At 67.3% G+C, this 23,631-nt stretch carries 22 protein-coding genes; 10 read left to right on the top strand and 12 right to left on the bottom strand.

Going from position 1 to position 23,631, the window contains the following annotated elements:
• The first annotated feature begins 5 nt into the window (after nt 1-5).
• Both HRU81_05335 and HRU81_05330 read left to right on the top strand, forming a co-directional pair.
• A complete protein-coding gene (locus HRU81_05335; GenBank protein ID QOJ31569.1) occupies nt 6-2,045 on the top strand; it encodes an enoyl-CoA hydratase/isomerase family protein in 2,040 nt (679 codons plus the stop codon).
• A gap of 110 nt (nt 2,046-2,155) precedes the next feature.
• Nucleotides 2,156-3,202, top strand: a complete 1,047-nt coding sequence (locus HRU81_05330) for a cyclic nucleotide-binding domain-containing protein (protein ID QOJ31568.1) — start codon at nt 2,156-2,158, stop codon at nt 3,200-3,202.
• 38 nt (nt 3,203-3,240) lie between these two features.
• Here the strand turns inward: HRU81_05330 and HRU81_05325 are convergent, their stop codons facing one another.
• The 10 genes from HRU81_05325 to rrtA all read right to left on the bottom strand — a co-directional run bounded on the left by HRU81_05325 (nt 3,241) and on the right by rrtA (nt 11,604).
• Nucleotides 3,241-3,579, bottom strand: coding sequence for a PilZ domain-containing protein (locus tag HRU81_05325; GenBank protein QOJ31567.1), 339 nt, complete (start codon nt 3,577-3,579; stop codon nt 3,241-3,243).
• Nucleotides 3,580-3,604: 25 nt separating this feature from the next.
• On the bottom strand, nt 3,605-4,588 hold the full coding sequence (locus HRU81_05320) for a DNA polymerase III subunit delta' (protein QOJ31566.1): 984 nt from the start codon (nt 4,586-4,588) through the stop codon (nt 3,605-3,607).
• Nucleotides 4,581-5,243, bottom strand: a complete 663-nt coding sequence (locus HRU81_05315; GenBank protein ID QOJ33293.1) for a dTMP kinase — start codon at nt 5,241-5,243, stop codon at nt 4,581-4,583. The genes HRU81_05320 and HRU81_05315 overlap by 8 nt, the downstream gene beginning before the upstream one ends.
• Before the next feature lie 8 nt (nt 5,244-5,251).
• Nucleotides 5,252-6,268 (bottom strand): endolytic transglycosylase MltG, encoded by a 1,017-nt coding sequence (gene mltG, locus HRU81_05310; protein QOJ31565.1) that lies wholly within the window; start codon nt 6,266-6,268, stop codon nt 5,252-5,254.
• Nucleotides 6,265-7,098 carry an aminodeoxychorismate lyase gene (gene pabC / locus HRU81_05305; GenBank protein ID QOJ31564.1) on the bottom strand — a complete coding sequence of 278 codons (834 nt, stop codon included), beginning with the start codon at nt 7,096-7,098 and terminating at the stop codon, nt 6,265-6,267. Before pabC ends, mltG begins: the two co-directional genes overlap by 4 nt.
• Nucleotides 7,099-7,100: 2 nt before the next feature.
• Nucleotides 7,101-8,462 (bottom strand): aminodeoxychorismate synthase component I, encoded by a 1,362-nt coding sequence (locus HRU81_05300; protein ID QOJ31563.1) that lies wholly within the window; start codon nt 8,460-8,462, stop codon nt 7,101-7,103.
• 70 nt (nt 8,463-8,532) lie between these two features.
• The gene (fabF, locus tag HRU81_05295; protein ID QOJ31562.1) at nt 8,533-9,774 is read right to left on the bottom strand and encodes a beta-ketoacyl-ACP synthase II; all 1,242 of its coding nucleotides are present in this window, start codon (nt 9,772-9,774) and stop codon (nt 8,533-8,535) included.
• 69 nt (nt 9,775-9,843) lie between these two features.
• Entirely contained in the window at nt 9,844-10,086 is a 243-nt protein-coding gene (acpP, locus tag HRU81_05290; GenBank protein ID QOJ31561.1) for an acyl carrier protein, read from the bottom strand.
• A gap of 137 nt (nt 10,087-10,223) precedes the next feature.
• Entirely contained in the window at nt 10,224-10,979 is a 756-nt protein-coding gene (gene fabG / locus HRU81_05285; GenBank protein QOJ31560.1) for a 3-oxoacyl-ACP reductase FabG, read from the bottom strand.
• A 49-nt stretch (nt 10,980-11,028) separates the two neighbouring features.
• A complete protein-coding gene (gene rrtA / locus HRU81_05280; protein ID QOJ31559.1) occupies nt 11,029-11,604 on the bottom strand; it encodes a rhombosortase in 576 nt (191 codons plus the stop codon).
• A gap of 164 nt (nt 11,605-11,768) precedes the next feature.
• On the opposite strand from rrtA, the gene gspG reads away from it, so the two are divergent.
• The 8 genes from gspG to HRU81_05240 are packed head-to-tail and all read left to right on the top strand — an operon-like array spanning nt 11,769 to nt 17,601.
• Nucleotides 11,769-12,218, top strand: coding sequence for a type II secretion system major pseudopilin GspG (gene gspG / locus HRU81_05275; GenBank protein QOJ31558.1), 450 nt, complete (start codon nt 11,769-11,771; stop codon nt 12,216-12,218).
• 20 nt (nt 12,219-12,238) lie between these two features.
• Entirely contained in the window at nt 12,239-12,877 is a 639-nt protein-coding gene (gene gspH, locus HRU81_05270) for a type II secretion system minor pseudopilin GspH (GenBank protein QOJ31557.1), read from the top strand.
• Entirely contained in the window at nt 12,867-13,376 is a 510-nt protein-coding gene (gene gspI, locus HRU81_05265; GenBank protein ID QOJ31556.1) for a type II secretion system minor pseudopilin GspI, read from the top strand. Before gspH ends, gspI begins: the two co-directional genes overlap by 11 nt.
• A gap of 8 nt (nt 13,377-13,384) precedes the next feature.
• The gene (gene gspJ / locus HRU81_05260; protein ID QOJ31555.1) at nt 13,385-14,020 is read left to right on the top strand and encodes a type II secretion system minor pseudopilin GspJ; all 636 of its coding nucleotides are present in this window, start codon (nt 13,385-13,387) and stop codon (nt 14,018-14,020) included.
• Complete coding sequence (gene gspK, locus HRU81_05255) at nt 14,017-15,075, top strand: type II secretion system minor pseudopilin GspK (GenBank protein ID QOJ31554.1); 1,059 nt, start codon at nt 14,017-14,019, stop codon at nt 15,073-15,075. Before gspJ ends, gspK begins: the two co-directional genes overlap by 4 nt.
• The gene (locus HRU81_05250) at nt 15,068-16,327 is read left to right on the top strand and encodes a hypothetical protein (protein QOJ31553.1); all 1,260 of its coding nucleotides are present in this window, start codon (nt 15,068-15,070) and stop codon (nt 16,325-16,327) included. The genes gspK and HRU81_05250 overlap by 8 nt, the downstream gene beginning before the upstream one ends.
• Nucleotides 16,328-16,330: 3 nt before the next feature.
• Nucleotides 16,331-16,828: a type II secretion system protein M gene (locus HRU81_05245; protein QOJ31552.1), complete on the top strand. Its 498-nt coding sequence runs from the start codon at nt 16,331-16,333 to the stop codon at nt 16,826-16,828.
• Nucleotides 16,828-17,601: a type II secretion system protein N gene (locus HRU81_05240; GenBank protein QOJ31551.1), complete on the top strand. Its 774-nt coding sequence runs from the start codon at nt 16,828-16,830 to the stop codon at nt 17,599-17,601. Before HRU81_05245 ends, HRU81_05240 begins: the two co-directional genes overlap by 1 nt.
• Here HRU81_05240 and HRU81_05235 read toward each other — a convergent pair.
• Complete coding sequence (locus HRU81_05235) at nt 17,598-20,996, bottom strand: UvrD-helicase domain-containing protein (GenBank protein ID QOJ31550.1); 3,399 nt, start codon at nt 20,994-20,996, stop codon at nt 17,598-17,600. The genes HRU81_05240 and HRU81_05235 overlap by 4 nt on opposite strands.
• Nucleotides 20,993-23,614 carry a PD-(D/E)XK nuclease family protein gene (locus tag HRU81_05230; GenBank protein ID QOJ31549.1) on the bottom strand — a complete coding sequence of 874 codons (2,622 nt, stop codon included), beginning with the start codon at nt 23,612-23,614 and terminating at the stop codon, nt 20,993-20,995. Before HRU81_05230 ends, HRU81_05235 begins: the two co-directional genes overlap by 4 nt.
• Nucleotides 23,615-23,631 lie beyond the last annotated feature (17 nt).

Raw genomic sequence — 23,631 nt, 5'->3', positions numbered from 1 at the left:
CGGGCATGCCGGAACAGCAGCGACCACGCAACTGGACCCTGGTCCGCGATGCGGCCGGCATCGCCTGGCTGGCGATCGATGTGCAGGCCAGCGCGGTCAATGTGCTGTCGCGCATCGTCATGGAAGAGCTCGACGGCCTGCTCGGCGAGCTCGAGGCTGCTCCCCCCGCCGGCCTGGTCCTCCATTCCGGCAAGCCCGGTGGCTTCGTGGCGGGAGCCGATATCCACGAGTTTCCGGGCATCAGCTCGGCCGATGAAGCGGCCGCCCTCTCGCGGCGCGGGCAGGCGGTCCTGGCGCGGCTCGAGGCCATGGCCTGCCCGAGCGTGGCGGTCCTCGATGGCGCCGCGCTGGGCGGTGGCCTGGAGCTCGCTCTGAGCGCCACCTGGCGCCTGGCGATCGTTTCCGACCGGCCGCTGCTGGGCCTGCCGGAAGTCCTGCTCGGCCTGCACCCGGGCCTGGGCGGCACCGTGCGCCTTCCCCGCCTGGTCGGCGTGCGCTTTGCGATGGCCATGATGTTGACGGGTCGCTCCATTCCCGTCAGCGAAGCCGCCGCCCATGGCCTGATCGATGACGTATGCCAGGGACCGGACTGGCGCGAGGCGGCTCTGCACCTGCTGGCACGACCTCGCCCGCGTCGCAGGCAGCCGCTCGTGGACCGGCTGCTTGCCTCCACCGTGGCTCGCGGCTATGTGGCCCGGTCACTCGGGAAACAGGCGCGGCGCAAGGCTGATCCACGGCACTACCCCGCCCCTGGCGCGATGATCGATCTGTGGCGCAGGCATGCCGCACAGGATCCCGCCGCTTACGATGCGGAAGCCGGCTCCTTCGGCCAGCTCGCTGTCAGCCAGACTTCGCGAAACCTGGTCCGCGTGTTCTTCCTGCAGGAGCGTCTCAAGAGCGCCGGCACGAGTCAGGTTGCAGCGCTGCGCCGCGTGCACGTGGTCGGCGCAGGCGTCATGGGTGGTGATATTGCGGCATGGTGCGCGTACCGTGGCCTGGACGTGACGCTCCAGGACCGGGAATCCCGGTTCGTCGAGCCGGCGCTGGCCCGTGCGCACGCCTACTTCCAGCGCAAGATCAGCGACCCCGCGGAGCAGGACCTGGCGCGCTCCCGTCTGCGGGCCGACATCGCCGGCGACGGCGCGGCCGATGCCGACGTGGTCATCGAGGCGATCTTCGAGGACTTGCAGGCCAAGCAGCAGCTGTTCAGGGAGCTGGAGCCACGGGTCCGGCCCGACTGCATCCTCGCCACCAACACCAGCAGTATTCCGCTGGAAGCTCTGATGACATGCCTGGCGGATCCGGGGCGTCTCATCGGCCTGCATTTCTTCAACCCGGTTGCCCGGCTGCCACTGGTGGAAGTGGTGCAGACCGCTGCCACCGGGAGTGCAGGTCTTGCCGCAGGCATGGCCTTCACGCGACAGATCGGCAAGTTGCCCCTGCCCTGCCGCAGCCATCCGGGGTTCCTTGTCAACCGCATCCTGGCTCCCTATCTGGCGGAGGCCATGGCACTGGCCGAGGAAGGCATTCCACTGGCGGATATCGATCGCGCCGCCACGGAGTTCGGCATGCCCATGGGGCCGATCGAGCTGGCTGATTCGGTCGGGCTGGACATCGCACTGCACGTCGCCCGTACCCTCGCGCCCGTCATCGGGCGGCAGGCCTCGCCGGTGCTGGAGAAGATGGTTGCTGATGGCCTGTTTGGCCGGAAGGCTGGCAAGGGCTTTTACATTTACCAGGAGGGTCGTCCGGTCAAGCCGCGGACTTCGACTGGCGATCTGTCTCCCGAGATCACCGACCGCCTGATGCTGGCCCTGGTGAATGAAGCCGCTCAGTGCCTTGCCGAGGGCATCGTGGCCGATGCCGACCTCGTCGATGCAGGCGTCATCTTTGGAACGGGCTTTGCGCCTTTTCGCGGTGGCCCGCTGCACTATGCTACGCAGGCCGGAACTGGCGCGCTGACCGGGCGGCTCGAGGCGCTGGCCGGGAAGTTCGGGCCACGCTTCCAGCCCTCCCCGGGCTTCCGGGAATTGGGCCGCACATGAGATCCCGTGCCTTTCTCGGTGCGGGACCTTGTGGTTACAATACGGCGCCCATCGCCGAGCCCGCTCGCTTGCGCATCGAGATGCAACCACTCTGACCGGCGTACCGACGCATGACAGGAATTCCTCTGAACATCGAGATCCTCCGCCGGTTCACACCGCTGGACAGTCTCAAGCGCGAGAACATCGCCGCCCTGGCCAAGAAGGTACAGAGCCATCAGCTCGAGGGCGGCAAGATCCTCTTCAAGGAGGGCGACAGTGAACGGCGGACCTTTTACCTGCTTTCCGGGAGCCTGCAGCTCACCAACCAGGAAGGTTCCCTGAAAACCCTCCGCTCGGGCAGCGATGAGGCACGCAACCCGGTGTCGGCCATGCTGCCGAGGCGCTGGACAGCCAAGGCGGTGGACCGGGTGGAATACATCTCCATCGACACCGACCTGCTCGACGTGATGCTGACCTGGGACCAGACGGGCAGCTACGAGGTCAGCGACCTCAATACCACGCAGACCGCACCGGCACCTGACGACTGGATGACCACGCTGCTGCAAACCAAGGCCTTCCACCGGGTGCCACCCGCCAACATCCAGGCTGTGTTCATGCGGATGCAGAGGGTCAACTGCAATGCCGGGGACGTGGTCATCAAGCAGGGCGACGAAGGCGACTATTTCTACGCCATCACCCGCGGTCGCTGCAGCGTCACCAGGGAAACCCCGCTCAACAAGGACGGAATCAAGCTGGCGGAACTTGGCGTCGGCGACACTTTTGGCGAGGAAGCGCTTATCTCCGAGACGCGCCGCAACGCCACCGTGACCATGCTGACCGACGGTTCGCTGATGCGCCTCGGCAAGGAAGACTTCCGCACGCTCCTCAACGAGCCCATGCTCGACTGGGCCAGCTACCAGGAGGCTCGCCAGATCGTCGCCCAGGGCGGGAAATGGCTCGATGTGCGCCTGCCAAGCGAGTTCGAGAGCTTCCACGAAGCCGGCGCGATCAACATTCCGCTTTATTTCATGCGCCTCAAGCTCGGGACCCTGGATCCGTCGCTGACCTATGTCGTGTGCTGTGACACTGGTCGCCGCAGTTCGGCGGGCGCATTCATCCTGAACGAGCGGGGTTTCGACACCCGCGTGCTCAAGGGTGGGCTCAACGTCCGCGTCTGAAGTCTTGTCGCTGCGGCCGCAACGACCAGTCCTCGTGCCTACATGGTGTGCGTTGGCTTGTCACCGCCGAGCGCACCAGCAAGGTAATTCTCGATTTTCTTCTGAGTCGTGCCCCCATCCTGATCGCTGAACTGCACGCCGATTCCGGCCGTGCGCTTTCCCTGCGCGCCCTTTGGCGTGACCCAGATCACCTTGCCTGCCACGGGTATCTTTTCGTCCTCACCCATCAGGTTCAGCAGCATGAACACTTCATCGCCAAGCCGGTAGCTGCTGTTCGTCGGGATGAACAGGCCGCCATTGCGCACAAATGGCATGTAGGCCAGGTACAGCGCACTCTTGTCCTTGATGGTCAGCGTCAGCAAGCCTGGCTTGGACATCGTCCTGTGCTCTCCGAACAGCGGGTCAGCCAAACCAGCGCTGCAGCAACGCCGCATACTGGATATCCGCCTTGACGGCCTTCGTGCCGAAGCGACGCAACTCCTCGACTTCGGCGAGCCGCTGCAGCAGCGCCTGCATGTTTAGGGCTTTTCCCGGCTTTTGCAAGGGCTGGCTGCCGGCTTTGGTTGCCTGCGGATCAACTCCGCCGTCGGCAGCGGCGCGAATCGCGCCCGCCAGCTTCCAATAAAGCCACTGCGGTACCAGGTCAGTATCGAATCCAGCCCATCTCTGCGCAACCGAGACAGGGCTCTCGCGGCCTGCCGCCAGTTGACGCAGGTCGTCGTTGAGCTGTCTTGCCTGGCCGGAAAAGCCCTGGCCGTGCAGGTCCAGGGCGCGCAACGGCGCTCCGGCCGCCACATCCAGCAACAGGTCCCAGTCCGCCCCTCCCGCCCTGCCGCCAAGCCAGTCCACCGCAACGGAGCGCTCTGGCCTGTGCACAGCCAGCCGCTGGCAGCGGCTGAGGACAGTGGCCGGGAGCGCGGCAGGCGTGGAAGCGACCAGCACGATGTGCCCTCCGGCAGGCGGCTCCTCGAGTGTCTTGAGCAGACTGTTGGCTGCCGCTGTCGTCAGGGATTCAGCCGGCCAGATCAGTGCCACGCGCGCACCGCCCTGGTGGCTCTTCAGCTGCAGGAAGCCGATCAGATCACGCACAGCCTCCACCGGGATCACGGATTTGTCCGGTGGTGGCCGCAGGAACATGAAATCCGCATGCCCCGGTTCCGGTCCTGTCTCACCGTCCGCTTCCATTGCGAGCAATCCAGCCAGACGGTCCGACGGTATGCCCAGCAATCGCGCTGCGTACCACAGGGCCAGGACGCGACGACCGCAACCAGGCGTCCCGTGAATCAGCAGCGCCTGCGGGTTGCGCTGCCTGCTGAAGCCCGCCTCGAGGCTCGCAGCGGGCCCGAGCAGCCACGGCGGAAGACCTGTCAAGTCATGCTTATCCATCACTTGGGGTGTCTGTTTCGAGTGACTCGAGAAATGATGTCACTGCCCTTCCTATCGCCTGCTGCACCAGCGGCAGCTCACCCCCGGCATCGATGAGCCGGATGCGCCCAGGCTCGGCTCGGGCACGGGCGAGATATGCGGCGCGGACGCGGTCGAAGAATTCGCGTCCCTCGAGCTCGAATCGGTCCGCAGCTCCGCGCCGGTCCCGCCGCAAGCGGGTCCCCTGCCAGCTTGCGTCAAGCAGCAGTGTCAGGTCTGGCCGGAAGGTACCCTGCACCGCTGTCTCGATGCTGGCGATGACGGCGTCATCGAGCCCGCGCCCCCCGCCCTGGTATGCATAGCTTGCGTCGGTGAACCGGTCGCATACGACCCACTGCCCCTGGTCGAGCGCGGGCCAGACGAGCTCGCGCAGATGGGCCGCACGGGCGGCAAACATCAGCAGCAATTCCGTCAGTGGCGGCATTGCCTTCGGGCTGTCCGCCAGCAACACCTCGCGGATCCGCTCGGCCACCGGTACGCCACCCGGCTCCCGGGTCATGATCACGGTCTTCCCGGCTGCCCGGAGCCGCTCGGCGACGAATGCCAGGTTGGTGGACTTCCCGACGCCCTCGACACCCTCGAGCGTGATGAAAGCCCCACGGCGATGCGAACGCAGTCCGGCTGTCACTTTCCATTGTCCCGAAGTGATTCGAGGTATTTCTTCACAGCGGCATTGTGCTCCCGCAACGTCGCCGAGAAAACGTGGCTTCCGTCGCGTTCGGGGCTCGCCACGAAGTAGAGCGCGTCGGAATCGTCCGGATGTACCGCCGCGAGGATGGATGCCTCGCCCGGCAGGGAAATCGGTGTAGGTGGCAGACCCGTCCTCGTATAGGTGTTGTAGGGGGAATCCCGGCTCAGTTGCCGACGTGTAAGATCCCCGGTGAAGTCTTCCCCGAGTCCGTAGATCACAGTGGGGTCGGTCTGCAGTTTCATGCCCGCCTTGAGTCGCCTGGCGAGAACCCCGGCCACACGCGGCCTCTCGCGGTCGAGGGCTGTCTCCTTCTCGACGATCGAAGCCAGGATCAGTGCTTCGTAAGGACTGCGCAGCGGCAGCCCGGCCGCACGACCTGCCCAGGCCTGGTCCAGCACGACCTGCATGCGCTCATGAGCCATGCGCAGCAGTTCACGATCGGTGGTTCCCTTGGGAAACCGGTAGGTGTCCGGGAAAAACCAGCCTTCGGGGCTGGGTCCTGGCAGCTCCACGGCGCGCACGAGCGTCTTGTCGTCTGCATCGCTCTCCGTGAAACGGATGTAGCTGCTCTTGCGCAGCGCACGGACGAGATCGCGCGTCGTCCAACCTTCGACGATCGTCAAGGAGTGCAACCTGACGCGTCCTTCGACCAGCTGCTGCAGCAGCCCCCTGGGGGTAGTTCCCGCGGCTATTTCGTACTCGCCCGCCTTGATTGCGCTCGCCTGACCCATGAGGCGCGCGTAGGCCACCAGCACAGTCGGGTATTGCAGCACATCCTCGGCCGCCAGCCGCTCGCCCAGGGCGCGCAGCGACATTCCTGCCGGCACATCGACCGTCAGCCCCCCGTCAGGAAGCGCCATGGGCTTGTTCAACACACCCTGGCCGAAGAACCAAGCAGCGCCAGCCAGGCCCAGAAACAGGCCCGCGAGGATCATGATCCGCCGCATCATGCGCAGTCCTCCTGCACTCCGCGGTCGCGCAGCGCAGCAACAATCGCCCGCGTCAGCTCCCCACCGGGCAACCGGCGCCCGTCGAACATCGTCACCGCTCGCAGCCCTGTCAAGGCATTGGTCAGGAACAGTTCCTCTGCCCCCAGCAGGTCATCGATAGTCATGCGCAACTCCCTGACAGCGATTCCATGCGTCCCGGCACACTCCAGCACCAGGTTGCGCATGATCCCGGCAACGCCCCCCTGCGACAAGTCCGGCGTCAGCAGGACCCCGGCTCTGACGGCGAAGACATTCGCTGCCGTGGCGCCGATGACATGACCGGATCCATCGCACATGACGCCTTCGTCAAAACTCGTCCCGGCCAGCTCGACCCGGGCAAGCACATTGTCCAGCCGGTTGAGGGTTTTCATGCCGGCCAGTGCGGTGTTGTTGCTGGCGGGTGTCTGGCAGAGCGCGAGCGACAAGCCGGGCGGCGAGGGTTGCCGGACGGGGTCAGGATGGAAGAAGACGACGCGCGTCGGCTCCGAATCATCGGCCGGGGCGTAACCCCTGGGGCCCGGGCCGCGAGTCAGCGTCAACCGGATCGTTCCATGCAGGTGTCCTGCAGCCAGCAGGGCAATCTCCCGATCCAGCGTCGCATTCCCCGGGAACGGAAGGCCGAGGCGGGAGCAACCCTGCGCAAGCCGGAGAAGGTGCCGGTCCAGAAATCGCGGCCTGCCAGATCGCCAGGCGATGGTCTCGAACAGCCCGTCGCCGTAGGCAAAGCCGCGGTCATCTGGCCGGATCAGGCCGCCACATTGGCCATTACGGAGCCAGCTGACGCCAGGCATGGTCAGTCCCGCAGCGCCAGGAGCATGCCTCTGGCCTTCGCCCGTGTTTCCGCGAGCTCGAGCTGAGGATCGGAATCGGCAACGATCCCGCTGCCCGCACGGAAGGACAGGTTTCGTCCTTTGAGCACCATGGTGCGGATGAGGATGCTGAAGTCGCAGCTGCCGTCATGGTTCAGGTAGCCCATGGCGCCTGTATAGGCCCCTCGAGGCCCATTCTCGAGCGCGGCGATCAGCTGCATGCACCGGACCTTGGGGCATCCGGTGATCGTGCCACCCGGGAACACCGCCCTCAGTACCGTGCCGGGACTGGCGCCGTTGCGCAGTTCACCCGTGACGCCCGAAACGATGTGGTGGACATGGGCGTAGCTCTCCAGAGACATGAAGTCCTCCACTCGAACCGTTCCCGGCCGGCAGATCCGTCCGAGGTCGCTTCGCTCCAGATCGATGAGCATGACATGCTCCGCGCGTTCCTTGTCGCTGCCCAGCAGGTCCGCGCGAAGCATTTCATCGTCACTTCCCGTGGACGCCACGGCCCGCGGCCGGGTGCCGGCGATGGGCCTGGTCTCCACGCTGCCGGCGTGCACGCGGACGAGACGCTCCGGCGAGGACGAGATGATGGCCGTGTCCTCGTCGAGCAGTGCCAGCCCCGCGAAGGGCGCTGGATTCGCCTGTCGAAGGCGCCGGTAGATCATCCACGGCAGGACACCTGCATCGATGTCCACAGCCCAGCGGCGACTCAGGTTTGCCTGATAGACATCGCCAGCGGAGATGTGGTGCTTTGCAGAGAGCACAGCGGCGAGGAAGGCTCCCGGGTCTTCCTCGTGGATGTCTGTTGCGCCGGTCACATCCGGCGGCATTTCCGGCAAAGCTGCGAGGCGTGATACATCGGCACCGATTTCGTCGAGGAGCCCTTGGCAGCCTGCTTCGGCCACCGCGCAGCTGCGTCCGGTCAGGCGATCGTGGATCACGGCAGCAGGAACGCGCACCGCCCTGGCCAATGGCACTTGCGGATCGACGGCCAGGTCCACGGATGGCTCGATCTGGCCAGCCAGCTCGTACGCCAGGAACACGAACCACCCACCTTGAAATGGCAGGCCTGCTGCCGATGGCGAAGCCACCCCCCAGGCCGCATCCAGTGCTTCGAGGAAGTCCTCCGTCCGCCTCTCGCCGGCAAGCTGGCCTCTCAGTATCCCGTTCGCGCCGAGGACCAGTTCCCTGCCGGGGAACGCGCAGAGGATATCGAAACGCCCCAGGCGGCCGTCACCAGCAGAACTTTCCAGAAGATACGGATAGCGCCGTGGATTGGCGGCATGCAGCGCCAGCAAATCATGCAACCCGGGCAGTTGACGCGTCTCACCCAGCATGAACCGTCATCACACCCGCACTGCCGGTACCCGATGCCGTCAGCATCCGGGCAGGCGGCGTCATGCAGTCTCAGACGCGGCGGAAAACCACGCTGCCGTTGGTGCCGCCGAATCCGAAGGAGTTGGAAATGGCCGCCTCGATCTTCATGCGCCTGGCCTCATTGGGCACGTAGTCGAGATCGCACTCCGGGTCCGGATTCTCGAGATTGATCGTCGGCGGTGCCACCTGGTCGCGGATCGCCAGGACCGAAAATACCGCCTCGACTGCTCCCGCTGCACCAAGCAGGTGCCCTGTCGTTGACTTGGTCGAACTGATGGCGACCTGCGATGCGTGGTTGCCGAATACCTGCTTGATGGCCCGCGTTTCCGCTATGTCGCCCAGCGGCGTGGAGGTGCCGTGCGCGTTGACGTACTGGACGCCCGTCGGATCCAGTCGGGCGTCCGCCAGGGCGGACTGCATGCAGGCCTGGGCGCCCGCGCCATCATCGGGCGGAGCCGTGATGTGGTGTGCATCCCCGCTCATGCCGAAGCCCACGAGTTCCGCGAGGATGTTGGCCCCGCGACGGCGCGCTGCCTCGTACTCCTCCAGGACCAGTGCCGCACCACCATTGCTCAGGACGAAACCGTCGCGGTCGCGGTCCCATGGGCGACTGGCGCGCAGCGGCTCGTCATTGCGCTGGGACAGGGCCCGTGCGGCGCAGAAGCCGCCCAGCCCGAGGATCGTGGTGGCGTACTCGGCGCCGCCGGCGATCATGACATCCGCATCACCGTAGGCGATGACTCGACCAGCAATGCCGATGCAGTGAGTGGATGTGGTGCAAGCGGTCACCAGCGCCAGGTTCGGGCCCTTGAAGCCGTACTGGATGGAGACGTGCCCGGAAATCATGTTGATGATGCTGCCGGGGACGAAGAACGGCGAAATCTTGCGCGGTGATTCGGCTTCCGCGTACTTGCGATAGTTGGCCTCTATGGTGCCAATGCCGCCGATGCCGGATCCCATGGCGACCCCGATACGGTTGGGAGCATAGCCGGCCTCGACCAGGCCAGCATCCGCGACCGCCTGCTGGGCGGCGACGATCCCGAAATGGATGAACGGATCCATCTTGCGGGCTTCCTTCGCCGGGATGTGCTCCTCGGCATTGAAATCCCGGATGACCCCGCCAAAGCGGGTTGAGAAATCCGCCACGTCGAATTCGGTGATGGGCCCGATGCCACTGACGCCACCCACGACATTGCGCCACGCCGTCGCAACGTCGTTCCCCACTGGGGAAATAATGCCCATGCCAGTAACGACTACGCGCCGCTTTGACATCCCGACTGCTCGATCAGAAAGGAATTGCGCGCTGCCCGGTGATCACCGGGCGCCGGCACGCCTGGATACTCAGGCCTTGTTCTGCCGGGCGGTGATGTAATCGATCGCCTCCTGGACGGTGGTTATCTTCTCGGCTTCCTCGTCGGGGATTTCCGTGTCGAATTCCTCCTCGAGCGCCATCACCAGTTCCACCGTGTCGAGCGAATCTGCGCCGAGATCCTCGACGAAGGAGGCGTCATTGGTGACTTCTTCCTCCTTCACTCCGAGCTGCTCGGCGACGATGCTCTTAACCTGCTCAGCAATACTGCTCATTGTCGATCTGTCCTCGTGATATCAACGAAATCCTGTGCCGATCGGGCACGGGGAAACGCAGCGCAGCGGTATTTTACGGAATTCGGCCGGGACAGGCTAGGCCACCGGCCGGTGGCCCCGCGAGGCCCGATTTCAACTCAGATCATGTACATACCGCCGTTGACGTGCAGGGTCTCTCCGGTGATGTAGGCCCCGGCCGGCGAAGCCAGAAAGACCACGGCGTTGGCGATATCGGTCACCGTACCGAGCCTCTGCAAGGGTATCTGCGCGAGCATTGCCTGGCGCTGGTCGTCGCCCAGCCTGCCGGTCATGTCGGTTTCTATGAACCCGGGCGCGATCACGTTGACGGTGATGCCCCGGCTGCCGACCTCGCGCGCCAGCGACTTGCTGAGCCCGACCAGGCCGGCCTTCGCTGCCGCGTAATTCGCCTGCCCGGCATTACCCATCACGCCGACAACCGAGGCGATGCTGATAATGCGTCCGCGCCGCGCCTTGAGCATGCCGCGCAGGAATGCCCGGTTGAGGTGGAACACTGCCGAGAGGTTGGTGGCGATGACGCTGTCCCACTCCTCGTCCTTCATCCGCATCAGCAGGTTGTCGCGGGTGATGCCGGCATTGTTCACCAGGATGGAGACACTGCCCTCGACATCCTCGATCGCCTTCTGTGCGGCGAGAACCTCGGCAGGTTTGGCAACGTCGAGGACGATGCCGCGGCCTCCCGCCCCGAGACTGGCAAGCCGCGCCGAGATCTGCTCGGCGCCGGCCGCGGTGGTGGCCGTACCGATGACCCTGGCACCGGCGCCAGCCAGCGCGGCAGCGACTGCACTGCCGATGCCACGCGACGCGCCTGTGACGAAGGCAACCTCACCGGTCAGGTCGAATGCAGCAGTCATGACTCGCGTTGCCCTCCATGTCTGTTTTGCCGGGGCGCAGCGCGGCGGATTATACCCGCGGCCTCCACTGGCACCAGATTGCTTCACCAGCGAGATACAGCGCGCCGCCCGCGGCGCCCCATACATGGGCGGCGGTGATGACCGTCCCCCCTGCCATGCTGGCTGCCCACGGCATGGACCCGCCCAGCTGCTCCCAGGTCATCTTGCCGACGACCACGGCCAGCAGCACGAGGGCCCAGCGGTCGCCTGCGAGGGCCCAGCCGCCGAAGCCCACGACCATGAGGCCATGCAGCACGCCGGACAGACCCACACACCAGCCTACCGACGGTGCGAACCAGTACAGGCCGAGGCCACAGCCGGCGGCGGCCATGGTCGTGGCCAGCAGCCAGCGCCGCGGGCTGCGATCGCTGCCGAAAAGCCAGGTGCCGAGGCCCAGGCCCGCAAGGTTCAGCGTCAGGTGGCTCCAGTTGAGGTGGATGAAGTGCGCGCTCAGCAATCGCCACCACTGGCCGGCCGCGATGGCGTCCCGGTCGTAGCGGATGGCGTGCTGCCACGCCAGCGGCATGGCCTGCAGCGCAGCCATTGCCATCATGGAAATGGCCACGATCGCGCTGATAGGCAGCATGGAAAATCTTGCTTGATCAGCGCGTAAGGCCATGTTGCTATAATTTGGATGGGTTCCGGGCACTGTGCGGCAGGTCCGCAACCGGGCCTAGACTACCAGTATCATCGCCGGGTAGGCCGCGGCTGCAGGGGTCGCGTCCCGGTTGGCAACACGGGTTGGTGCACATGGACAATCACGCATGCGGGCGCCGCTTGCTGGCGGACGCCGGTTTCACGCTCATCGAAATCATGGTGGTGGTGGTGATCCTCGGCATCCTCGCCGCGCTCATCGCGCCGAACATCATCGGCAACATCGACAAGGCCCAGGTGGCGGCGGTCAAGCAGGACATCCGGGTCATCGAAAATGCCATCGACATGTACCGCCTCGAGCGCTTCAAGTACCCGAGCACCGACGAAGGCCTCAACGCCCTTGTCACGCCGCCCAGCGACCCGACCGTTCCCTTCCCGCCCGGCGGCTACATCAAACGCCTCCCTAAGGATCCCTGGGGGCGCCCGTACGTGTACGTGCAACCGGGCGCGCATGGCGAGTTCGATGTCTACAGCCTGGGCCGCGATGGTGCACCCGGTGGCGAAGGCGTCGATGCCGACATTGGCAATTGGGACGCATCGAAGTAGGCGATCCCCGGCACTCCGTCGTGGCACGTCCCGGCTTGCGCGGCAGGAACCCCGGTCCCCAGCGTCTGCAGGCCAGCGGATTCACGCTGCTCGAGATCATGGTGGTGGTGGTCATCATCGGAATCATCGCCACCATCGCCACGCTGTCCGTTGGCGTGACCAGCCGTGACCAGGGCATCGACCGGGAAATCCGGCGGATCCAGGACCTGCTGGCGCTGGTCAGCGAACAGGCGGTACTGCAGGGCCGGGAGTACGGCCTGACCTTCTATGCGCACGAATACGGGTTCAGCGCCTACGACTACGGTATCGGGCGCTGGGAGCCGCTGCTGGACGATCCGGTGCTGGCGCCCCGCAAGCTGCCGCCGGATGCCGTTGTGGACCTCTACATCGACGGGCGGCAGGTACGGGTGGCACCGCAACGGCCACAGCCGGGACCTGAGGCGCAACCGGACCAGCCCAGGTCAGCGACCCGTGGCAGCACGAAGCGCACAGGGACAGCGAACACCGGCAAGGACGAGGAGATGCCGCAGGTCTTCATCATGTCCAGTGGCGATGTCACGCCCTTCGAGGTGCGCCTGCGGCCCGAAACAGGCAAGCCGGGCATCAGCCTGAAGGTTGCTGACAGCGGTGAAGCGCAGCGGGTGGCCGATGAAAAGTGACAGTCTGCGGGCATCACGCGGATTCACGCTGATCGAGGTCATGGTCGCACTGGCCATCGTCGCCTTTGGGCTCATCGCCGTGGTGGGTCAGCTCAACCAGTCTGCCACGGCGGCCCTGCGCCTGCGTGAGCGGACCTTCGCGCACTGGGTGGCGATGAACCAGATCGTCGAACTGCGCCTCGCCGGAGGTTTCCCGCCTGTCGGCACCCGCTCGGACGATGTCGAGATGGCCAACCAGCGCTGGCACTACGAAGTGAAGGTCTCTGCCACCGAGGATGATCGCCTGCGCCGCGCCGATGTCAGCGTCTCGCTGGCTGACCGGCAGAACCGGCCGCTGGCCACGGCGGTCGGCTTCCTCGCCGAGCCTCCGCAGGCAACCGGCCTGACCGGTGCCTCCGGCGGCTGGCCGATGCTGGGCATCGACGGCGACACCGGGGAACCGGCGACACCGCGCCCGACAGCCCCGGCCCAGGGAAACAACGAGGCGAAGCCGAGGTGACCCTGCCCATGCCGGCCTCCAGCCCGCACTCCCGCGGATTCACCCTGCTGGAACTGCTGGTGGCGATGACCATCTTCGGCATCATCGGCGCTCTCGCCATGGGCGGCCTCAACGCGGTCATGCGCCAGGAAAAGGTGGCGCGTACGCAGCTGGAACGCCTGCACGATGTCCAGCGCGCAGTGCGCATCCTCAGCAGCGATTTCGCGCAGCTGAACCCCAGGCGGATCCGCGATGCGCTGGGCACCTGCGAGGCCGCACTGGTCGCTCCCTGTGATGTCAGCCATCCGGTCTGCCTGAGTCATGACGGCTGGGCCAACCCTTTCGGGCGTTTTGCGCGCGGCACCCTGCAACGCACGCAATACCGCCTTGACGACGGCAAACTGATCCGCGAGTACTGGCGGGTGATGGACCGTACGCTTGCCAACGAGCCGCGGAGCGAGGTGCTGCTCGACCAGGTCGAGTCCTTCGAGGTCAGCTTTCCACCGAAGGCACCACAGGGCGCCGAGGCGTGGTCCTCGCAGTGGCCGGCGCTCGGCCAGGGAAAGAACAGCTGCGAGTCGGCCGAGCTGCCGCGGGCGGTGCGGATATTCCTGCAACTCCGGGACTGGGGCGATATCGAGCGTGTCGTGGAGGTGGTGCAATGAACCGCGGGCGGCACAACCCGCCGGCGCGGCAGGCTGGCGTGGCGGTCATCACCGCCCTGCTGGTCGTGACGATCGCCACCGTCCTCGCGGTGGAGATCGCCTGGCAGACGAACCTCGACCTGCGCCGCACGTCCGGGCTGATGGCCTGGGACCAGGCGCGCGAGTATGCGTACTTCGGCGAGACCGTGGCCATCGGCGAACTCGAACGCCTGCTGCAGGAGAAGCAGTACTACGACCGCTCGACCGACCAGCAGGCGCGGCGCGGGCTGAGTATCGTCCAGGACGACAAGAGCCTGGCCGGAGGCTTCAGCGACCTGCAGGGCCGCTTCAACCTCAACAACCTCGTCACCCGGCAGGGAAAGCCCGATGAACTCGTCATCAAGCAGTTCCGTCGTCTCGTCGAGGCTGTCGCCAGCCTCAACCCCGACCTGCAGCTCGGGCCGGCGGAAGTCGAGGTCATCGTGGGGTCCACCGTCGACTGGATCGATCCCGACAGCACCGCTGACTTCAATGGGGCGGAAGACGACTTCTACACGTCGGAAGTCGAGCCCTATCGTGCAGCCAACGGCTGGTTCACCTCGGTCTCCGAATTGCGTGCGGTTCGCGGGGTGACGCCGGAAATCTACGAGGCGCTGAAGCCGTATCTGGCAGCCCTTCCCGTCGGCAGCCATCACACCCTCGTCAACTTCAACACCGCGTCGCTGCCGGTGCTGATGTCCCTCGGTGACAACGTCAGCCTGGAGAACGCCAATCGCTGGGTGGAGTACAGCCTCGAGAAACCGGTGGAGGACGTGCAACTGGTCGCGGAGGGCCTGATCGATCCGGCCATGGTTCCCTACATCGGCTATACGTCCAGCTACTTCGAGGTCACGGGCTTCATTTCTATTGGCACCAATCGGCTCGATATGTACAGTCTGCTCGAATGGAACGGCCAGGTGGCAAGCGTGCGGTTGCGCCGTTTCGGTGTGGTGGAGTCTTCCTTGCCGGCGGATGCGACCCTGGAGCTCGGCACGGATGCGGAAGGCAAGGTGTCAGTGAGCGGGCAGCATGAGTGAGATCCTGGTCATCCGCCTGGGCGTCGCCGCCACAGACAATGCCAGCTGGATTGCCGTGGATGACACGGGTGCGCTCCTCGGCGGAGTCGGTACGGGTCCGCTCGCCGATGCAGCCGCGGCCGCCGGGTCCAGGCAGGTCATCGCACTGGCTCCTGCGCTGGACGTACTGCGCACCAGGGCCGATGTACCACTGCGCAGTGGCCCCCGGCTCCTCCAGGCATTGCCGTTTGCGCTCGAGGAGCAACTGGCCGAGGACGTGGACGCGATGCACTTCGCGCCTGGCCAGCGGATTGGCGATGGGCCATTGCCCGTGGCAGCCGTGCGCCGGGCCCTCATGGAAGAGTGGACGGCACGCCTGGCCGCCGCCGGCATCCGGCCGTCACGGCTGTACTCGGAGGCTGATGCCGTCGGCAGCATGCCGAATACGGCCACGCTGATGCTCCTGGGCAACGTGGCCATCCTGGCGCCACCGGAGGGGCCACCCGCCACCGTGGATGTCGTCACAGCCGCTGCCCTCCTCGAAATGTCGGTCGCCGGCGCCGGAGAGGAGGATGGCGGGGAAGGTGAGCCTGCCCATGTCGTCGTCTACGGCGACGAGGCATCGCTGGCGACGCTGGAGCCCGCCCTGGAATCCCTGCGCCCGCGTCTGGCCTCGCTCGAATTGCGTGCGCTCGCCGAAGGGCCCCTGCCCCGTCTCGCCGCCCAGATCGTGACCAGCCCGGGCGTCAACCTCCTGCAGGGAGAGTTTGCACAGCGTTCCAGTCTCATGGCGCATTGGCCGGCCTGGCGCCTGGCTGCGGCGCTGCTGCTGGCATTGCTGGTAGCCATGGCCGGGACACAGATCGCGGAAACCCATCGAACCCGCCAGCAGCTGGCAGCCGTCAACACCGCAGTCGATCAGGCTTTCCACTATGTCTTTCCGGATGCCGGCCCCATCGGGGATGCACGCGCGGAACTGTCGGCCCGTCTGCAACGGCTGGGGTCCCAGGGATCGGGCGGGAGTCACGAGTTCCTCGACGTGCTGCGTGTCGTGGCGCAGTCGCTCGGGGGCGGTGGCGGCGCCCGCATCGAGGCGATGAGCTACCGCGCCGGCACCATGGAACTGCGGCTTAGGGCACCCTCCGTCGAGTTCCTCGATCGCATCCAGCAGCAGATCAGCCAGACTGGCGGACTCAAGGCCCAGATCCAGTCAGCCAATGCCTCGGGCAGCGAGGTCATCGGTCGCTTGCAGATCACCCGGACGGGAGGCTGATCGATGACCCCCGCTGAACGCTTCGCCAGCCTCGCGCCCCGTGAACGCATGTTGGTCTTCGCCGCGGCCGCCCTGGGCCTGTTCGCGCTGCTGTACGCGCTCGGCATCCGGCCGCTGCTGGTCAGCCAAAGGCAGGCACGCGAGGACCTCGAGGAACAGCGCGCCGTACTGGCGGACATCGAGCGGGTCGCAGCCCGCTTCGGCCCCCAGCCCGGCGCCGGCCAGCAGGCTGCGGCACGTCCAGGCGAGGATTCACTGGTGCTGCTGGTGGACCGCAGTACGCGCGCAGCGGGTCTCGCAGCCTATCTCAAGCGCAACGAGCCCGAAGGCAACACCGGCATCCGTCTGCGCTTCGAGGATGCGCCATTCGATGAGCTCATCACCTGGCTGGCCCGCCTGCAGGCCGAACACGCCGTGGGCGTGGTGGCCGCCACTGCGGATCCCGGGCAGGAACCCGGCCGCGTCACCGCCAACATCCAGCTGGCCCGGCCGGCTCATTGATGAAGCTGGCACATCGACACTGGCTGGTCATCGCCGGGGGACTGGCGTTCCTCGTGTTCCTGCTGGCAGGCGTGCCGGCGCGGGTGGCCGTGCGCTGGCTGGCTCCCCCTGCCGTACAGTTCACCGACTTGTCGGGCACCCTGTGGCGGGGGTCCGTGACCAACGCCGTCGCGGGGCCGCTGCGGCTGGGCCCGCTCAGCTGGGATCTGTCCCCGCTGGCGCTTCTGACAGGGCGGGTTCGCCTGGATATCGACGCCCGGCTCGGCGCCGGCCAGGCCCGGGGCAGAGTCGATCTCGGGGCGGGCGGCCGGTTTGCCTGCAGCCGCTGCAGCTACGAGGGACCCGCAGCAAGCCTTCGCGGCCTCGTGCCGTCGCTGCAGGGTCTCGCCGGCCAGCTGCGCCTCGATTTCACCAGCATCGAGCTGCGGGACCGATGGCCCACACGGGTCGTCGGCACCGTCGCGCTCACCGATGTGCCATTGCGTGCGCCCGGCAGCCCGCCGCTGCCTGGTGTACCCACCACCAGCTTCAACGCCAGCGTCACCGCCGACCCGGTGCCCGAGGATGGCCAGATCGAGGCCATGCTCCAGGACGCTGGCGGCCCACTGCAGGTAACCGGCCGGCTGGTCATGACGCCACCGGGGAACTACCAGCTCGATGCCCGCATCAAGGCACGGCCCGATGCGCCCGCACAGCTGGTCAATGCGCTCGCCACCCTTGGTCCCAGGGGCCCGGATGGCAGCACCGACATCGGCATGTCGGGCAGCTTCTAGCCCGTGTCTTCGGGATCGGCCGCGACTTCACGGAAGACGCCGAGCAGCGGAAAGTACAGCGCGGTCCGTACCGGATCTCCGGTCAGCGCCTGCATCGCCTCGCGGTATCCCTGCAACTGCCCGCGGTAGCGTGCGACTTCCTCGAGGATGAAGGCCTCGATGTCGCCTCCCTCGTGCCGGCTGGTCTTGTAGTCGACCACCCAGCGCGTGCCATCGGCGTCGCGGAAGCTGCGATCCACCACCAGGTTGCGGAAGCGGCCACCTTCGCAGACTGTCACGGCCAGTTCGCTTGCGGCATCGCCGTGCTGCCCGGAGAGGAGCCAGCGGCCGCGCTCGTCACGCAGCGTCCGCTCCAGAGCCTCGGTAACGCGGCGGGCTGCTGCATCGAGTTCACGGGGTGGGACACCCAGGTTCGACAACATGCGGCGGACCAGCGGCTGCCGTTCGCGGAGCCACTCGGCCGTGCAGCGTTCCAGCCCTTCATCCGCCATGATCTGCAGCCAGCGGTGCACGACCGTGCCCACGTGCATGGCGAGAAATCCGGCCCATTCGTACACCACGGGTGCCGCTGCCCCGGGATCCGGCCCGTCCGTGGGCAGAGACAATGCGGCTGGAGGCGGAGGTACCTGCCATGTCGCCGGCAGTCGGCTGATGACCGGCTGCACGCGCGGCGGCGGCCCGGGCGATGCAGCCGCCGGTTCCCATGTCGAGGCCCTCACCGCGGCCGAGGCCTCGGCTGACACCGCGGACCAGAGCCGCGCCAGCAGTGACCTGGCCGACGGCCGGCGCACCTCGGCATGGCCGTCGCCTCGAGCCAGCTCAAGCTGTGCCACGAGATGCAGGCGGCGTCGCGCCCGAGTGCAGGCCACGTAGAGCAGGCGATCCGCTTCCAGCTCGCGCTTGCGCTCACGCAGCTGCATGACATAGGCATAGACCGGATCACGATCGGCGCCGGTCGCCGGAATGGGCGCCAGCAGCGGCACCATGCTGCCATCGGCCATCGGCACGTCCTGCCAGAGCAGCAGCGGCGGATCCTCGCTGGGTGCCGGCTTGCCCAGTCCCGGCAGGATGACCGTGTCGAATTCCAGCCCCTTTGCCTTGTGGATCGTCATGACCTGCAGTCCGCTGTCGCCGCTGCCGAGCGAACCCTTGTGCGCCTTCATCCGGGCGGCCAGCCACGCGTGATCCAGGCCGCCATCACCTGCTGTGCCCTCCTCGAGCAGATCGAGGAAGGTCATCGCGGATTCCAGCTGGCTTGCTTCCGGGATGGTCGCCGGGCCACCCAGCATCAGCCAGGCGGCCTCGACGCGGTCGCGCAGGGTGCGGCGCTCGCGCACGGCCTCGGTGCGCTCGAGCACGCCGCATAGCCTGGCCACCGCCGCGGCGCCGGCTGGGCTGAGTCGCTCGCGGCGCACCGGGTCGTGCAGCAGGTCCACGACGGCCGCCTGGTGATCGTCGCCGAGCAGGCACTCGAGATCGGCCAGGGACAGCCCGCAAAATGGTGCGCGCAGCACACCGATCCATGCCAGCCGGTCGGCGCGATAGCTGAGCGCACGGGTCAGTGCCAGCAGGTCGAGGCAGACACCGGAGCGCTCCAGCAACTCGATCTCCGGGGCGACGAATCCCACGCCTGCGGCCCGCAGCGCGGCGATGATCGGCCCCGCATGGGCGCGGCTGCGAACCAGGATGCAGATGCGCTGCGCCGGATCCTCGCGCCGTGCCGTGGCCACGAGGTCGAGCACCAGGGCGGGCTCGGCATCCTGGTCGCCGGCAGGCCGCCAGTGCCAGGAGGCAGCCAGCTTGCCGGAACCACCCGGCGCAGCGCCTCCGGACGTGGGCAGGCTCGGAGCGAAGCGGACCGCGCCCACCAGCGTGTCGTCCGCGCCAGCGAATGTCCTGGCAAACACCCCATTGCACCAGTCGACCAGCGCAGGCGTCGAGCGGAAATTGGCCCGGAGCTGCAGGAACGCGGGGCGCAGGTCGCCAATCCCGTGGTCCCGCAGCTGCGCAAACAGCCTGACGTCCGCCTCGCGGAAACCATAGATGGACTGCATCGGGTCGCCGACGACAAACAGGCTGCGGCCATCACCAGGCGTCCAGCCGGCCGTCAGCCGCGCCAGCAGCGTGAACTGGGCAAGCGAGGTATCCTGGAACTCGTCGACCAGGATGTGCTGCAGCCGATGGTCGAGCAGCAGGGCCAGGTCCGAAGGTGCATCCTCCGCACCGAGGGCATCCAGCGCGGCCGCTGCGACCCCGGCGAAATCGGTGATGCCGTGCGCCGCCTGCACCAGGCGCAATTGCGCCGCGGCCAGCCGCAGCACCGCCAACAGGGAGCGCAGCATCTCCCACTGCTCGTCCGTGTAGCCTGCTCCAGGCAGCCCGCGAACCGCGATCAGGGCGAGACGCAGGTCTTCCCGTCCGGCGAGTTTCTCCAGCAGGGCTTTCATGCGCGCCTTCTCCGGGGTCCGCGCGGGAAAGCCGCAGTTCTTGTCGATCTTCTGGCGCCAGGTACCCTCGTCCGCCGTGAGCAGGGCATCGGCGAGCGCCCGCCACGCGGGCCATTCCTCCGCGGTGGCTGCCGGCCAGGTGCTGCGCCCGGTCCACGGTGCCAGATGATGCACCTTGCGATTCCCGCCCAGGAAATCGGCTGCGAACGGCAGCAAGGCGAGCAGCTCCGCAGCGGCATCCGCAGGCAGTGCCGACGCGACACACTCGATGCCGACCTGCGTCAGGCGGCGCAGCGGCGCCTCGATGGCGTCGCGCCCGGGCCGGGAACCGGCTGCGTGCCGGAGCCATTGGTCCCGCTTCGGCAACATGGTCACCATCAAGCGCTGGAATCGCGCCGCATCGTTGTCGAGGTGCCTCATCAGCAAGGCGACTTCGGTGCCCGCGTCATCGTCATCGGCCATGAGTCCGAGGGTGGCCAACGCCGCTTCCTCGTAGAGACGCTCGGGTGCCGGCGCAATGCCCTGCAGGGCGTTGGCTCCGGCGGCGATCGGGTTGCGGTAGGCGATCGAGGCGTTCACGGCATCGATGGTGGTGATGCGCAACCGTGCCGGATGCCGATGCAGCTGCCAGCGCTGCCGCTGCTCGTCGCCGAGTACCTCGCGGGCGAGGTCGTAGGCGCGTCGCAGATGCGCTGCCTCGGGTGGACGCTGCTCCTGCGCCTCGACCAGCGCCTTGATCACGCGGCCCCGCATCTCGCCCGCGGCCTTGTGCGTGAAGGTCACCGCCAGCACTTCTTCCGGCTCCACCACCGTCGCCAGCAGCCGCAGGTAGCGCTGGATCAGCAGCTCCGTCTTGCCGGAGCCAGCGGGTGCCTGCACGATGAAGGATCGCGACGTATCGAGTGCCGCCTCGCGCTCTGGCTGGTCAGGGGGCTGCATCCCGTTCACGGCGCTTCCCCATCCGTCATCCCGGCATCCTGCGGCCGGATGGCCATGACCCACTCGCCACGTACCGCATCGCCCGGCTGGCTCCCCAGGTCGAAGCAGCCGGCAAGGAATTCCTTCGCGAGCGACTCGAGTGCCTGACTCCACTGCTCCCGCAGGGCGCTCCAGGTACTGATTCCTTCCTTTTTCAGGTCGCCAACTGATTTGAGGCCAGCACCGGCCCAATCGACGTCCACCAGGCCTCGCCAGCTGACGTTGCCTGCGGCGAGCTGCACGAAGGCGATTCCGTCGGCATCGGCCAGGGTTGCATACAGCGGCAGCTGCGGCGCTCGCGGGCGAAAGCCCCGCCATCCGGCTGCCGGCGGCAGCTGCCTTGAGGTCTTGTAATCGATCACCAGCAGGCGACCATCCGGCATTTCGTCGATGCGATCCACCTGCAGCCTGAGCTGCAGCCTGGCTACCGAGGGCAACCCCTTCCCTGCAGCCAGCGGGCTCTCGATGGCACGCACCCGGAATCCGCTACGCTCCCGCTCCAGGCGCAGGAACTCACCCACCAGGCGCAGCTGGCGCTCGTGTTCCCGGTCGGCAATCCGCCGCAGCAAGGGATCCGTCGATGCCTTGAACTTCGCCAGCGCCGCGTTGGCTGCGACATCGAGTCGATGCCGCTGAGCGTCCGGGTCGAGAGCCCGCAACGCTGCATGGCTGTCCGTCTCGCGAAAAAATGCTTCCAGTATCCCGTGGGTGATCTTGCCACGCATGGCGGCATCGAGCCCGGCCGTGGGCAGCGGCATTTCACGGGCACCCAGGCGGAACTGGACGAATGCCCGCGCCGGGCAGCGCGCCTCCTGCTCCAGCAGCGCTGCCCCGCCGCGCAGGCGCGCGCCAGGACTCACCGGTGGCGGCGGATCCGGAGCGAGCTGCTCCAGCTGCCCCGTTGCCAGCATGCGGTCGATCCACAGCGGCTCGGGCCATGCCGGCAGATCGTCCGCGGACCCGGGGATGCGCTCGAGCAATGGACTCGGCGCCAGCGGTTCGTCGCCGGCGAACTCGGGTGAGCTGAAGACCACCCTGCCGGCGCCGGTTTCCAGCCAGCGCAACAACCGCTCGGCACGTTCGCGAGCCAGCGCCGGGGAGCTGTCCGGCAACCGCCGCTCGCGCTGCAAGCGCAACGAGAGCAGCGGGTTGCTGCGCACGGCCGGCGGCCAGGCCTGGCTGGTCATGCCGCAAACCCAGAGCGCGTCGAATCGCTGGCCCACTGCTTCCATCAGGCCGAGAACCTGAACGGCGGCCGGATCACCGGCCGGCTGGAACAGCTGCGCCTGGGCGAGGCCCGAAACGAGGCCAAGCGCTGTTTCCCTGTCCACCGCACCCAGGATCACATCGCAGCTGCGCAGGCGGTCCAGCGCCTCCTGCCACGCGTTCGCGGCCTGGTGCTCGTCGCTGGACAATGCTCGATCGCCTGGCCAGCCAAGCGTCTCGAGCACGATGCGGAAGGATGCAGCCCAGCCGCTCGGCGGCTGGCGTCGTGGCCCCTGCGCGGCCAGGCTGGCGACTGCCACGAAGCGCGCGGCGATTCCCGGTGCCTCACCCGTGCACGCCTCCGCCAGCTCCGGGATGGACAGGGTCGCGCCGGCACGCCGGCGCAGCACCAGGTCGACACGCACCCTGCCACTGGCTTCCTCTCCGTACCCCGGCAGGTACCGGCTGGCGAGGAGCAGACCGGCGAGCTGGATGTCGATCTGGTCCGTGGAGGCGCGCAGGGCCGCCAGGGCAATGCGCACCAGGCCCACGCTCGCCAGCGGCTGGCCATAGGAAAAATTGACGGGCAGCGGGCGGTCGATGTCCAGGCGCCACTCCGGCGCCAGCACGTCGAGGACGGCGCGGCGCACGGTGCCGATACGCTGTGCGAGGTCCGGCACGACGATGCCGATGGCCGCATCGGTATCCCGCTCACGCAAGGCACGGGCCCAGCGCGCGGCCTGTCCAGCCTCGGCCTGAGCATCCCGGCAGCGCAGCTTGCGGACGTCGCGCGCACCATGCGGATGCGCCACCTCCTCGCTGACGGTACAGCCGCTGGCCACCAGGCTGCGAAGCAGGTCCTCCTGCAACGGTGTGCGGTCGGCGAATCCGGCGAGATGCAATTGCCGGGGCACATCGATGGCGCCTGCCCGCAGGTCAGCCTGCAGCAGTGCGCAGACCGACGCTGAATCGGTCCAGCCCGACGCTTCGCAATGCTGCCGGTAGTCAGCTGCCCATCCGGCGAAGGCACGGGAGGCCTCGCTGTCCGCGGTTGCCTGCATCTCCGCTTCGCCGATACGCCAGTCCTGCGCCAGGCGCCAGGCCTGGGCGGCCAGCTCGGCCAGCGGCGCCGCCGCACCGGGCAGGACGTCGCCATCACCGGCGGCGACGATGCGTTGCCAGAGCAGCCGGGCCTGGTGCTCGGCAAGCAGCACACGCCCGCCGGCACGGCCTCCGCTGGCCAGCGAGCGGGCACACAGCGCCTCGATGAACGCGCGCCAGCTGAGCACGGCCGGCGTACGCCAGGCGAGACGGCCCGCGCTGTGCTCGCGGCGATTCCAGGCGAGCGTGATGCTGCGGGCCAGGCGGTCGTTCGCCGTCACCACAGTGCCGCCTGTGG

The sequence above is a fragment of the Gammaproteobacteria bacterium genome, from assembly GCA_015709695.1.
Lineage (GTDB): Bacteria > Pseudomonadota > Gammaproteobacteria > Steroidobacterales.
This window is presented reverse-complemented; position numbering and strand designations above follow the sequence as displayed.